We start from the raw sequence: 15,048 nt of genomic DNA on the forward strand, positions 1-15,048 counted from the left end.
CTCCTTGTTAATTTGGTAGATTAAGAGATAAAGAACCTTCTCGGTTAACTCTTACTGATATACCTTGTGATCCTCTTGAGAATGATCCCTCTGTATCTATAACGGCAGAGAATGAACCTTTACCAAGAGTTACAGAACCGCTGCCTACTTCTACATCAGCTAACGTCGTTTGGGTCATTGTATTATTTAGAGTAAAGTCTTCATCTGTTGTTAATTTGTAAGACTGAGGCGTATCATTCTGATCGGTCCAATCCACTATAAGCTCTTCTAAAACAGGTGTCACTGTTCTATCAGCAGTTTTCATATCTACATGAATTTTAATTTGTGGCTCCTCATTATTATGAAGAGCATCTTCCCCGGTAACGATTTCCATACCAGGGGACGTATTGTCACTAAATGTATAACCATAACGATTGTCCCAAGTGATATGAGTTTGATATAGGAATTCACGTAAAGCTACTAATACGTAATGAAGCGGAATAATTTCAGAAGCCATTACTGTATATTTATAATCCTCTAAATCATACTCATCATTTGGTATTTTTCCTTTAGCAACTATCTTGTATTTGAATTGGATTTCTGGGTGATTCTCTTCAATTTGTTCCTCTGTTCCATGTAGTCCAACATAAGCTTTGAATTCTCGAACAGAAGACTCTTCTTTTGGAGCAGTTACTAATAAATCGTCACCGCTACCAATACCTGATTGTACTTCGTTATCTTTCCATGAAGCAGAGAAACCATCCCAGATATGAGGTAGATAATGAAACCCCATATTGTTTTCTTCAATACTACGCCAATAAGCTTCCCCCCAGTTCATATGATCCCAAGAGAAACCTAGATTGCTATTAATCTGATTTACGTATTGGATATATGTTTGAGAAGGTGTCCCATCTGTATTCATAAGTTTTGTTTGAACATACTTATCATCAGATAGCGAGCCTAATTCAACTTGAGATTTATCAATGCCAAGTTCTCTACTAATACCATTAATAAGCCCTTTCTTTGTTGCTCCACCAGGATTCTTAAAGACATCTAAGATACGATTCTTAAAGTCTTCGTTTCTTTCACCTGGTAATCTAGAAATACCTAACAACATACCAAACTCGTCAAATACGTTCCAGATATGATGAAGCATATATTCATAATGAAGGGTATCCCCTACTTCAATTGCATCGAATGGTTTAAAAATATTATCTTTCATGTAATAATCCATTACTTTGATATACACATAACCTTCGATAGTATCAATCATGTAGGAGTTGTCGTCACTTTCAAAAAATATTCGCAAAGTATCAACTGGCATACAATCTCTTTTTACACCATCAATAACTAAACGAACGTGAAGATCTGGTGTTTCAACATCCACAACGTCACGAGTAGCAAGCGGAATCTTATAGCAGTAATCGGCTGTTTGTAAGTTTGCTGTACCGATGTACATGTTGTTCCAAGCTTGCTCTATGTAACGTTCAATCTCTGATAATTCAACACCAAATGCATCTAAAAATAAGGCCCCTATCGATTTCGGATCTTTGGCCATCTTCATCCATTGAGGAAGCATGGACATCATACTCGTTGTATGTTTGTTTAACAATGTGCCACCTACTTTCTATGCTACGTTAATTTTTCTTAAGAAGTATCGTTCTTCTAATGAAGGTTCTACATTCTTAATGAAGTACTCTTTTTCACCGACAACAAGTTTTTTAAATTCCATATCAAGAATTTGTTCGCTTGTTTCCATTACACGTTGAATAATTTCATTGATAATAATTGGAGAACCCATGTTTAATTGTTTCATGTATGCTCCAACATTTTGAACAACTTTATTGCGGATATGTTGTCTTTCAAGAGAAGTTGTTTTGGAGTGGAAAATTAAGTTGAGAGTAATGTCCACGGGGTTGTATTCACTTGTTTTTACTTCTACATTCATGCCATAAGCAGCTACTTCAGATATAACGCTTTCTACACGAGTTAATAGATCGTTTTCAATTGGATAAACTTGAGGAGTAACATAACATGTAAACGAGCCTGTTCCTCTTGTAAATCTTTTAAACTGAGCATCAGCAACACCATCAATTCGTAGTGTTTTTAATCGTATAGCAATTAAATTTGCACTCTGTTCAACAGATACTTGATTAGAGATTCTTGCACGATAGTTATCGTCTGATTCATCTCCATCACGAGTACAGTTTAACAGTTCACCAATAAGGTCCAGATATCCGCCTGTTGATGTTGAAATAAAACCCATCTTAGTAATTAAATCTAATTCATCGTAGAATGGACTAAATTCTTCTATCATTACTTCTGCAAACATTCGAGCAATCGATCCTGGACTTGTTTCAGTAATTCCACCTTCAGTTCGAAGTCGAGTCAAAACCGCTTCGAGCATTTCATCCTTTGATTTTCTCATTAACTGTTCACCTCATATTCTGATAATAAACCATGTTCTAAATTAAATAGAACTGGTATAACTAAATCTGCTATTTTTCTTCTAACAGTAATATAGAAGAGTATTTCGCTCGAATTAACAGGGACGGGTCTAACATTTAGATCACCAGGAAGTAGAAACTTGTCGCCAGTTAAACTTTTTTCAATTAGGGACTTTCCTAAGTCTCCTGTTTCTCTTGTGTTAGGAAGACCAATTAATTCCGATAAATCAGCCCCTATCTCCCGATGTATAAACCAGTCCGGATTGTCTGTTCTTAATCTATTGAGTATTACTTGCTTCTCGCTTAAGTAAGATACTTGCAATGGAATATCCCTTATTAATAATCCTTGTGAGCTATCTGTTGAGATATTTCCTACTGAATCGATATAGAGTAATTCATCAAAGTCATTGTAACTAGGAGAACCAAGCTCTAAATCCCCTTCAGGTGAAAAACGAAAATCGACTTTCATTCTTATCTCCTTCTTTCTAATACTTTTAGTAACTGCTTGCCTGCATCAAGTCGGTGGATAAGATAGTGACAGTTACCGCACAATACCGATAGATTAGTAGATCGATTGTTTTTCGATAGTTGTTTTCCATCCCATTCCTCGTATCCTTGTTCTTTTGCGGCTTCTACTAATTCTGTTATGTCTTGGCCCACCTTTATAGCCTTGCGAATTTGAATCTCCAACGCTTGCTGTTCTTGATAGTCGATATGATGAACTTCTACTAGAGAGTGCCCACAAATTTCACATCGATGACCATATGTTTCAAGGCCGATTAATCGATAGTCCATGACTAGCCTCCTCTCTTTATTCTTGAGGTTTCTATTCCTAGATCCTCAATCATAGATGTAACTTTTTCATCGTAATAGTGCTTTCTCTTTTGCTCTTGGAACAAGGGGACATTAATATTGCTTGGCCCATCTTGCAACATAGAAACCATTGAAGCTTTTGGAATATTTCTCTTTTCTCCTACCTTATCGCCATAATACAGATAAGGATTTAGGTTGTGATTATTCCAAATGAATCCGTATGGTTTTGTATGCATCCTCATTTCCTTTGTAGCAAAATGAATACTGTCACCATAAAAAATGATTCCATTATCTTTAGCATCCAATCGGATACCTGTGTCTTCATTCACAAACATTTCAATTGAACCATCATCGCAGAGTTTAAAGGTTGAACCTGTAACTGGATGTTTAAGTGCAATTTCGTCTTCACTGATAAATTGCCAGTTCTCCAATTCCTTTTCTAAACTCTTAGTTTTGAAGTTAACAAGTTCATTTTGCAGTACTTGTCGCCAATAAGGGTAATGAATGTCCTTATCTCCATCTCCATATGTCTTGTTTACATATGCTTCATTCATCGGAATCCTCCTTTCTAAAAAATACGGGATTGACGAATTGTTCTTCCACCGTATGGGCTTAGATAATTTTCATCACTATGATTTGCCTTGTACACTGTAGATATATAAGGTGACTCTTTTGATTTGTTTTTAAAAGAGATAGAAACCCTGTCACCATTTTTAACAGCTTGTGTAAATACGCCATCCCCATCTTTAGGTAAAGATACGTTTTTCATTGTTCGTAAAGCATGACTGTTTTCATCGGAGTATACTACTTCACATGTTAGTTTCGTATAATCCACTTGAATCACATAGCCTTCAATTGTTCCTTGTAATCTATTTAAAGACGGTACAACTACTTTACTGTAAATAGATTGGTGAATTGGACTGTTGAAATTCATTGAGTCACCCACTTTCCTGGTCCACCATAGATAGGAACTCCATCATATTTAATGTCTTTCCCTTTTGGAGCAATATCTATATGAATGAACCCTTTATTGTTTTCGAAGTCTCCACCAATCGCGATCGATCTCACACCTAATTGCCATGCACAGTCAGCAATTTCTCTTACTTCGTCTATGCTTCTGACAAGAATATCAATTGCACAACCTGCCTCATGAGGTGAAAGTTGACCAGGGTTACTAAAGCGGAAACCACTAATAACCTCAAAATAAGGTTTTTGTGTTTTCAAAAGCAAGCTTTCAAACAACCTTTTTGCGTCTGGAGAATAAAGATTCCCTTCATGACCATCATATTTTTCACTATGAATAAATCTTTCCTTATTTAAGGGAACCATTTTTTCATACTTGGTAGTTCGAGCCCAACCAACACGGTTAAGGAGAAAGTACTCTCTTGTCATGTCACCCTTCTTAAGAGAATCCCCTATGAATTGAACTGGCAGGTATGGGAAAGAGCTTCTGTATGTCTGATCAATTAGTTTTTCTTCTTCTGATAATTCTGCTCCATCCTTCTCATAAAGAGCATGCATTGGTTTTTCATTACCTTCTTCTTTCTCATCCGCTTTTGCTGAGAAGCTAGCCTTAGGTGTAATAGAATTTACTTGAATAGCTGAGGCGCTGCCTCGAATATCAACATAATCTTCGGGGTTCTTTGTAGTTCCTCTTCTGTTATTAACAAAGTCTGTACAAACCTCAAAGTGTAAATGGACACCGAAAGACTGACCTTGTTGCCCCATCATCGCAATATGTTGACCTCTTTTAACCGTATCGCCTGTTTTTACTCGTAATGTATCAGGATGCATATGTCCATAAATCGTATACAAATCATCTTTATGCTTAATAACGATCCAAGTACCAAATCCTCCTACACCGCTTCTGGCTTGCAAAACAACTCCATCACCTGCAGACAGTATCTTGCAGTTTGTATCGCCACGAGTATTAGGAGCTAAATCCACTCCATTATGGTTTGCTCCATCACGAGGTCCCATAACAGAAGTAAATCTATATGATTTTGGTTCTGCAGGAACGCCTAGTTCGCCCGAACCTGTGAAGTTACCAACTCCTCCCTCAGGTTCTTTTACTGCGTTCCCTTGGTCTTCAGGCTTTTTACTACCATCGGATACTTCTACTTCTTCTTCCTCTTCATCATTAGTTTTAGGAAGTTCAAATTTAGCAAGGTACTCTTTTCTTTTTTGATACTCTTCCTTACCCGCTTTAATTTTCTTCTTATATGATTCGAGATTATAGGTTTCTTTGTTTGTAGCCATAACTAAAATCACCCGCCCTTAATGTACCTGGTCCTTGATAAAATGGTAGATTATCATATCCCCAAGCTGATTCAGGACCAATATCAACATGAACAAACTTAGGACCAACCGCAATAGCTCGGAATCCTGTTAACCATGCAGTATCAGCTATATAAATTGCTTCTTCTGTTGAATCAGCATATATGTCCATAGAAATACCAATAGAATGAGAAGACTCTCCATCAGAAGGATCAAACCCTCTAGCTATTCTTAAGATTTTGTATCCAAGTCGATCTTTAAGAAGACGGAAAGCTTGTCTTGCTTCACTTGTGTAGAAATTCTCTTGAGGACCATTTAGATGAATAAACTCATGTGGAGGTAATGGGGAGTAATTTTTCTTCATGTCATAACTGGATGACAGTTTAAAGTCTTCCACATAGTTTGACCTTGGGTACTTTGGAGCAATAATTCTACTCTCTTTTAATTGTGCAGTAGGGATACTTATCTTCGTTGCAAAATTTCTAGCGTGTTCTAATTCATCTTCTGTTGGTGGTAGCCTGAATGGTGTATCCATGACATCTTCTATTATCGGATCTTGAGAAAGGTCACAGCCTGCTGCATAATTCGCTTCAATATCTGAATCTGATACAGGTACTGATTGAGCAGAGAACTCACTTATTTTTGCCTTTCCTGTAACTAGATTCATGAACCAAGTTTTATCTACTCCACTACCAGGACAACTTTTTGGTTCTTGGCCATTAATTAATCCTTCACGGTGAAACTTTACACCATTTGCTTTCATAGCAAAGTACTTAGCGATAGCAACAGCGGACTCCAACTGTTTACCTTGTAATTTATCTTTACCTATATCAAAGTTGCCTATCATTTCATACATCGCGGGATGATTAGAAGCTGTACCGTTATATCCTGTTGCACTACATGGAACAGATGCAATATCACGTCCAAGAATTACTTGTCCATCCACACCAATAGTGAAGTGTTGCGCGATATTATCCCAACCTCGGGTTATTGTATGGAATTTTTTCATGTCATCGTTTAGTTTGGTTAGTGTTTGACCTTTAGCCTTTGTATGGTCTGGATCATAGGTGTGGTGGACATAGATACCATTAATCATACTAGTGTCTACAGTGTTCAAAAACTTAACTACTTCATCACCACTTGCAAATATTTTTCCGTATTCCCATTTTCCGCCTGTTCCTTTACCACCAGCGGATGATGAACTTCCACCACCACTACCGCCACCAGATAAAACATCCAGAGTTAACATTGTATCTGTGTATGCGTCTCTTCCAAAACCTTTATACATTGCAACTACTTGGTTCGCATAAACATATCCACCACGATAAACCTTATTTTTTCCGTCAAAAGGCACACTGAAACCGTTATATAACCAAGCAACCCCATGACCGTTTTGTTTTAACTCAAATCCTTTACTCTTAAATTCTGCATATGGATTTTTACCCCTAGAGATAACGCCTCCAGCATAATTATGCTTATCTTTAAGAATCATGCATCCTACATAGATATTATAGACTGGATCACTGCATGCTCTTCCAAAGTCTAACTTTAGATTTCCAGTAATATCCTTTTCCGTTTGCATCAACCCAACACAGTTAGAAGAGTTTGGGGTCGAATCGTGTACTCCACCGGATTCCGTTGCCATAATTACTTTAACCAATAGAGGATTTACACCAGCTTTTGCTGCTTGTTCTTTAATATGCTGATTCCATTTATCGGTACCAGCTATCTTACCTTTAATTCCATTTTGGTATACTCCTCCGTTTAGAAGTTTGTCGGTGTAAACATCTGGTCCAGTATACTGAGCAACCGTAGGCAATTCTCCATTGAAGTTTACTGAACCGCCACCACCTGATGCTGCAACTTCTCCGCCTCCATCTTTGGGCTTGTCTTTTTTCTTTTTAAGTGAGAAACCCTCTAGAAACTTCTTACGTTCCGCATATACTTCTTTCGCTGCTTTTATTTTCTTTATATACAATTCGATATTATATGTTTGTTTGTCTTTTTGTGCCATATAGCTATTCCTCCTTATTTTGATAAACTAACCATTTATTTTGATTTTCGCTATAGTTAACACAGAAAAAGAAGAGGCTATGCCTCTTCTTTCGTTATATTATTGCTGTTTCTTGGCTAACTCATTAAGTTGATGAGCTTTCTCAGTTTTTGCATATACACCTTCTTCCCCCCCTGAATCGGTAAAGAAGTTAGCTATTTCTATAAATGCGTTACCGAAGAACTCTGCATCCTCATCGTCATGGAATAATGTTGCATTGAACATCTTATCATATCGACCTGGTGCATCACCATAAATCATACCTGCATGGTTATTAATACCTGCTGTTAATTCTTTCCCTCTATAAGTTAATGGCATTGCCACAACACATTGAAGGTTTTCCTTAAAACGGCGATAGTGTTCAAACAACATTTCCGTACCAATCCATATTGCTGAATTAACAATGAATCCTAGTGGTGTGAAAGAAGCTGCTCCTCGAAGCGAATTCACTACTCCTTTACCAATCTTTGCTATATCATTAGAGCTTGATAAAATCTTTGCAAAAGCTGTTCCTGATTGCAAAATAGCCTTTTTACTTGTGTTTTGGATAAATCTTATTTTATCTTTTACTTTGCCTGTGACTTTTTGTAAGTTTTTATTTGCTTCTTCAATTTCTGTTGCTAGTTTCTGCTGGAGAGCTTTAACATCACCATCTTCTTTAGAGATGATCTCATCAAGTGTTTTTAGGATTTTATCCATATCCCCATTATTATTTGCCATTCTTACAGTATGTCTGAAACCTTTTGTTGATACCCATTTTCCTACATTAGCAGGGATATTCTTAGACTTTGTGATCCACTTGCTTAGGTTTCTTCCGGCTTTATTTGCTGCAGCACGTATTGCCAGCGTAGCAGCTATTGACTGCCCAAAACCCGCATACCACTTACCCATTTCAATAATTACTTGGTCATCATTTACTACCAATAAATCTGGTTCGATAGAAGTAATGAATCCTGTTTCCATACTGAAATGATGTGTTACTGATTTAATTAAAGCATTTCCTTGCATGTCACTAATTTCATCATTAATATACATCATGTCATACGGTTTAGCAGTAGGATCTCCTAATACTAATAGATTTCCTTTATACATATCTTTCATACTATCTCTAAGTGTAGAGTGTCCGAAGTATGTGGCCATGACTTCCGAGGTATAAAAGTCTCCAAACTTTGCTACAATGTCTGCTTCTACTACTCTTGTTTTTTGCTTGTCAAAACGAATATCCGCATCTGCATACAGTACAGGCGTTTGTTTTCCGTCATAGTTCACAATAACATTTGTGAAAACATTATCCTCACTAGCTTTAATATTATTTTCAATAATATCATAAGCCGACATGTAAAATTTATTTTGCATATATGGTCGTCTTGCCTCACCTATAAGGTATCTTTTCCATGTTTTATTTGCGGCATCAAATTCATATCGAGAATCATAATCAAATGCACAGCGCCAATATGGTTTTCCAAAGAATAATGTGGAGCGTAATTCAAATGGATGAACAGCGGCCATATAGTCTGGAGTCGAATATGCAATTGTTTGAATAATATCCCAAACTGTATTGTTATAGAATTTAATAACTATGTTATCTTCATCACCAGGGTTAAAAATCTTAAACTTATTTTCCCATAGACGTTTCCAGCTAAAATCTTCGAAAATATTATTTCGCTCGCCGTTAGGATGTAACCATTGTGAGAATGTAGGGGTTCCATTAGAAGAATATATATTTTGAGCAACTTCTCCATACTCATCGTTGAACCATAATAGATTGCCCAAGGGTTTTGAATCGGTTGAACTACTTGAGTTTACATCGAATGGTTGACCAAAGTGCATGATTCCTAGTGGATTGTCTTTAAACAACCGTTCATCTACTACGCCATTCATAAAGTCTTTGAACCAACTTCCTTTTGAACTCATAAAGCTACAAATTAAGTCTCTTGGTTCAGTTACTTGGAATAATCCATCATTATTATCATCAGGATCACCAGATACAACGTTTCCTAATTCAATTCCGTCACCTTGAGCAACGATTTCAATTACGTCACCAATCTGAAGTTCTGAAATCGTACCATTGAATACAATTGGTAAAGCACTAGCTGTAGACCCATATCCCATTCTTAAATGGATACGCGCTCCTGTTTCTATGAAGAGATTCTTATTAACTTCATTTTCTTTTTTCTCAATTAAATCTTGAGGTATTTCATTCCAAACATAATTATCCCAAAATTTTAACTCACGATCCACATAGTCCACATCCGTACGTCGAGTTGTTAAGTTAGAATAAACATTAGTCATTGAGATGACTGCTGTATCTGCAGCTATTTTACGAGAACGGTGAACATCAATACTTTTAATAGCATTGAATCCGTACATGTTATCCCAGAATTTATACTTCCCGAAATAAGCACCTTCATGGATAATAAACATCTGGAAACCTGGGAACGCACGAAGCATTCTTCCACGTTGATCATGGTACCTTAAATCATAGAACATTTCTTCATAAAGTACACGCGGATCAACATCATTATACAAACGAGTATCTGTGGCTTGTGTTGAAGCAGTAGCTGTTTCATTAACACCACGAATTGCCTCGTAAAGCTTTGTAGCCTTCTTCATGATTTCTTGAGAATATTTATAACCATTTTTGTCTGCTCTAGGCCCCGATATCTTGTCTGTAAGACCATCAACAAATTCACCAGATTTGCCACCAGTAGCCCAATTCATATATCCAGCAGCTCCATCTACAACCTTCTCAAGTGTGCTATCATTCTGTTTTAGTTCATATAAGAACTTCAGATGTTTTTCATAAGTAGTATACAATGATTCCTTATCCATTTTTTCAAGTTGTACTTTCATTACCTTCTTAATGTCTTTCTTATTAGAATCAACTTTTAAGTTATTTTCTTTTAATACTGATAAATCATAGTATTCAAGTTCAAGAAGTTTATCAATATAGTCATCTTTGTTTCCATTACCAATTGTAATGAACTCGTCCATACTTAAATTTGCATATGTCTTATACACATCTTTATTGTAACCACTAAATGTATTAAATGGCTTAGTCGCATAATGATTAAATCGGTTCATAACGCCGCTTGCCATAGAGTTATCTTCGATGTCTTTAGCCGTTTTAATTGTTGCATCCGGCTTTTCATATAGAGCAAACATTCCATCCCAAGGGCGACAATAAGCTTCAAAATTCATATAGTCTTTATCTAACTTAATCAACTTCTCGTAATGTTCTGCGAGTTGCTTAACTGCTGTTTGTAAATTGTATCTCCAGTTATACATCAAGCGTTTTACTTCATCAACCTTCATGTCGGCTGAAGAAACATCTACTTGAGCTAATCCTACACGTCCGGATTTACTTACAGAAGGTTTTGTTCCTTTGAAATGCTTCCACTGACTTGTTTTATCAAGGAATGCTTTCATAAGTGTCATGAATCTCTCTTTTGTGATTTTTAAATCTGTTTTGTGGAAATCATTCGACTTAATACGTTCTGATTTTTGCGGTGATTTAATAGTGTCTTTTTGGATTAGCTTAGTAACACTAGTCATATCAGAATTGTGTAGCTTATTACGATTTGCTTCAAAACTTGCAGAATAAAGAGCATCTGCAGGTTCATAAGAAACCAGTTTTTTAGATGAATCCGCATCTTTTAAATCTCCACGACACTCTTCAATGAATTCAGGGGCTGAATAGTACTTCTTGAAATACTTATCAACTAAACTATTAAGCTCTTGGTAGATAAGCGCTTCATCACCACTAGGGTCTTTAGCCAACGTACCATAATCATTTCCACCATCAGGGAAAAGTGTTTTCCATTCTTCCATAGTTGGGAAGGTTTCGTACGCAAATTTATCATCTTTTTTCTCTGTTAAAAACTTTTGAACTTCTGCGTTCTTTACTGCAGCAGTACCACTTTGATCTGCTATAACAGTTCCTGCTGATGTATTTGGTGTATCATATTTCACAGTTTCTAACGCTTTGCCCCAACTAAACTTCCAATCAAGGGGCTCTACACCTTCAGTATCTTGCATTTCCTTAAGTTTTTTCCAGTCTTCTTCGGTAGTATCAAACAGTTTTTCAGACATATTGCTTGTATAAGCAGCTACACCTGTAGCATCAAACATGTTTACCTGATGATTTCCGTTGTATGACTCTTCAATTAACTGTCTTAACGTGCTACCTGTAGAGAAATAGAAGTCTGGGTCAAGATATGTTCCTTTTGTTAGGTTTTGATACTCTGTTACCCCTGCATCCATCTCTGGTAATACAGCATTAATTTCAGCGTAAGTTGGGAGTTCCATATCTGGATAAACTTCCAGTTTGTGAAGTCTAGCTTCAATCAGACGGTCATTCATAAATGCCATTTTATTAGCCTTTAGCTTTTCAGAATCCATATGTTTACTGTTACCAGGTAAATCTTTTAGTTCCTCACTTTGACGTTGTGTCTTATTAAACCCAATACCTTGAAGCATAATTTGATATCTTCCAGGATAGTTAGGAACTGTATTTACAGAAATACCTTCAAACATTACATATCGAATACCAAATAATTGTGCAAGATCGTTTTCAATACCAATATATCCGTTTGTAATACCCTGATTATATGTCTTAGCGTAGTAATCAGAAATCGCAATAAGATTATTAAAATCTCTTGCACCACCTTCATCAACTTCTAAGATTAAATCAATATATGGGTCTCCACCTCCCATAAATTGTAAAGTTGCAGATTCACTGGATTGAACATTAGACATGCTAAACTCATTTGAGAAACGAGCATTGATAGAAATGGGGATAACTCCCCCAGAGATTGGGTACTCTTTCATTGGAATCACAAGTTCAGTAGCTTCAATAATTTTCATATTTTCATTGAAAGCATCCTCGTACTTGTTTATTTCTTCTTCCATCGCTTTTGTACCATTAGCAATTTTTTTCAATGTCTCTATCACACTAGACTCAGCAGGAATACAGAATTTTCCTTTTGCATAAAACTTCTTGAATTGACTTTCAAGAAGTTTTTGGTTACCTGCATCTTTAAGTTTCTTTAAGATAATAAGACCGCTTTCTTCTTTTCCCTTGTATTGTTCTTCTGAATAATCCACTGGAGGGTCTTCATCATAGTAATTGAGTATTGCGGATACATCCGACCAATCAAATCGAGTCTTAAAGTATACACGAGATTGATATGGGATAAAGATTTCCTGGTCAACAAGATTGACAAACGAACCTTTGTATTTACCATCATAAATTTCAGAAAACATTTCCGCTCCTTTAACTAGAACATTTTCTGCTTTTTCTGTTTTTAATTTGTATTTCTTTTGGAGTTCTTTGACCATGTACCAATAGTTAACATCACCAAAACCTTTTCGAAGGTCATCAATAATCATTTCTTCCTCAAACTTAGAATCTTTATAACGTTTATACTGATCCAAGATTTCGTTAACAACAGATGCATCTGCTTTTTTATTTTTGTAATCCTGATTCTTTGTCTTTAAATCACTTCGTCTTTGCTCTGGAGAATCTGCATTTTTCATATAATCAATAGCGTGCTTTCGTGTAGATAGGATAGTTTCATCAGCAAGAGTGAATTTGATATCACTTTTAATTGGACCTTCTAACCCTTTGAAGAAACGATACTTGTCCCCACGATTCGATAGAGATTGATTATAATACCATCTTAACATTGGATAATTTATAGAGTCTCCCAATGTGCTTTTATCCATTAAGTATGCTTCTGAATTAAATTCAACAAGCGTTAACTTGGCGATTAAGGACTCTGGGAAATTAGGGACTGTTGTTACTTCAATATTCATTAAAGCTACATCACGAATACCTAACACATCATTAATGTAGTAGTTATCAATTGGAAGAAACGGCGCTTTAGAAAATTGTCCAAGTAATGGTCTAAGTCCATCGACATAGAAGTGCTTAGCTTCTTCTCCTTTTGCATATTCTTTCTTCCACGGATATTTCTTACCATTAATTGATTCAATATCGTGGAAATAAAGATCCATACTTAAAGTAGTAAGTGTTTGACCACTGTTAACTAATACAGAGGATTTTGTACGAAGTGCTTTTATTTTTGAGATATTCGAAGTTTTGTTTATCTCAATAGAAGTAGGCGGTATTGTAAGGATAACATCCCCAATCCTAACCTTTGAATGTCTTTTTAAATCATCTATTGTTTTTATTCCATCTGTAAAAACAGGCAATCTATCATCGTAAGGACTAAAGAAATTTAGCGCGTTATCAATTGGGCCTGTTGTACCTTTGATGTTGCTTGTTTCAGGATTGAAGTCTTCATCATACGGTTTGTCACTACTAATATCAGGAGTACTATCTCCATTATTTGAGCCTGCTGAAGGAGTACCAACTCCTATACTATATGCTTTTAAACCTAATTCAGCAATCCAATACCACGGATTAAGAACTGTTAAAGTGTTGGCAGACTCAAACGGATAGAGACCGAGAGGAATATGCGGGAATTGCTCAGATTTGGTTACTAAAAGGGATTTGTTTACATGAACAAATGTTATATCTTTCTTTTCATCTTTCTTTTCATCTTGCTTAACCTTATCTAGCAAAATATCAGCACTTTTCTCATTTGTTGCATAAATATCAGCTATATAAAAACCAGCTTTTTTATCCATTAAAGGTACATCTCCACCTTTTTTACGGTCAAAATGAATAAGGACAAGTGGTTTTTGAGCTGCTTCTCCCCCCAAGATTTCCTTGTTGTATTTATACGCTTCTTCTCCAATCGTGTACATATCCTGCATTGTAACCCCATATATTTTTCCTAACTTAGTATTTCTAGGGTTTTTGTAGGACTCTGCTCCCGGTTGAAATATTTCGGGTGTTTCTACACCGTTATATCGAATTGTAATTGTTTGTTCTACTTTCAAATAATCGGATAAAAAATTAGATAACTTTACCAACTTCACATCAATTGTATCACCGTCTATAACTTTTTCTAATCTTCCAACCGCAATGTAGTCTGAAGAAGCAATTTTTTCTTCACGTCTCTCCATTACATTAAAGGATTCACTATTTTCTTCTACCTTTTGCTGAGCTAATTCTAATGGGTTAGAGCGCACTTTTTTTTCGTAGTAAAAACGAGCATTTGATAATAGCCTATGAGAATTGTAACCACAATCCAGATAAACAATTTGGTCACGCATCATTATGACTTCCATCTCTCTATTATTCTCAATTGAATAAAAACTAATGTCTACGGGGTACCGAGATACTTTCTTTTCGACTTCTGAAAGGAACACACTAAATCTTGGGCTTGCAGTTACATTCCCTTTGTCACCTACATTAATAAATGTGTAGTTTTCATTTATGTATATACCAACACGCCAAGGCGCATTTTTTCTAACTCTTGTTAGAGAGGTAATTAATATTTTTTCTTTCAATCTGGTCACCTCTTTTTCTGTATTAAAACAAATGAGAGCTAACAAAATGTTAACTCT

At 36.0% G+C, this 15,048-nt stretch carries 9 protein-coding genes; all 9 read right to left on the minus strand.

What is annotated here, in order from left to right; all coding sequences use genetic code 11:
• Positions 1-7 precede the first annotated feature (7 nt).
• A complete protein-coding gene (locus tag DN401_RS23240; RefSeq protein WP_149287961.1) occupies positions 8-1,591 on the minus strand; it encodes a hypothetical protein in 1,584 nt (527 codons plus the stop codon).
• A 15-nt stretch (positions 1,592-1,606) separates the two neighbouring features.
• Positions 1,607-2,407, minus strand: a complete 801-nt coding sequence (locus DN401_RS23245; protein WP_001232162.1) for a baseplate J/gp47 family protein — start codon at positions 2,405-2,407, stop codon at positions 1,607-1,609.
• Positions 2,407-2,895: a hypothetical protein gene (locus DN401_RS23250; protein ID WP_065845290.1), complete on the minus strand. Its 489-nt coding sequence runs from the start codon at positions 2,893-2,895 to the stop codon at positions 2,407-2,409. The genes DN401_RS23245 and DN401_RS23250 overlap by 1 nt, the downstream gene beginning before the upstream one ends.
• A 2-nt stretch (positions 2,896-2,897) precedes the next feature.
• Positions 2,898-3,221, minus strand: coding sequence for a hypothetical protein (locus tag DN401_RS23255; protein ID WP_000386570.1), 324 nt, complete (start codon positions 3,219-3,221; stop codon positions 2,898-2,900).
• A 2-nt stretch (positions 3,222-3,223) separates the two neighbouring features.
• Positions 3,224-3,793: a hypothetical protein gene (locus DN401_RS23260; protein WP_001001213.1), complete on the minus strand. Its 570-nt coding sequence runs from the start codon at positions 3,791-3,793 to the stop codon at positions 3,224-3,226.
• Between the two features lie 14 nt (positions 3,794-3,807).
• Positions 3,808-4,173, minus strand: a complete 366-nt coding sequence (locus DN401_RS23265) for a hypothetical protein (protein ID WP_001010564.1) — start codon at positions 4,171-4,173, stop codon at positions 3,808-3,810.
• The gene (locus DN401_RS23270; protein WP_065845289.1) at positions 4,170-5,498 is read right to left on the minus strand and encodes a M23 family metallopeptidase; all 1,329 of its coding nucleotides are present in this window, start codon (positions 5,496-5,498) and stop codon (positions 4,170-4,172) included. Before DN401_RS23270 ends, DN401_RS23265 begins: the two co-directional genes overlap by 4 nt.
• Positions 5,473-7,530 carry a transglycosylase SLT domain-containing protein gene (locus tag DN401_RS23275; protein ID WP_098297754.1) on the minus strand — a complete coding sequence of 686 codons (2,058 nt, stop codon included), beginning with the start codon at positions 7,528-7,530 and terminating at the stop codon, positions 5,473-5,475. Before DN401_RS23275 ends, DN401_RS23270 begins: the two co-directional genes overlap by 26 nt.
• Positions 7,531-7,629: 99 nt before the next feature.
• Complete coding sequence (locus DN401_RS23280) at positions 7,630-14,991, minus strand: nuclease (RefSeq protein ID WP_149287982.1); 7,362 nt, start codon at positions 14,989-14,991, stop codon at positions 7,630-7,632.
• Positions 14,992-15,048: the final 57 nt, after the last annotated feature.

This window comes from Bacillus sp. BF2-3 (assembly GCF_008368795.1).
GTDB lineage: Bacteria > Bacillota > Bacilli > Bacillales > Bacillaceae_G > Bacillus_A > Bacillus_A cereus.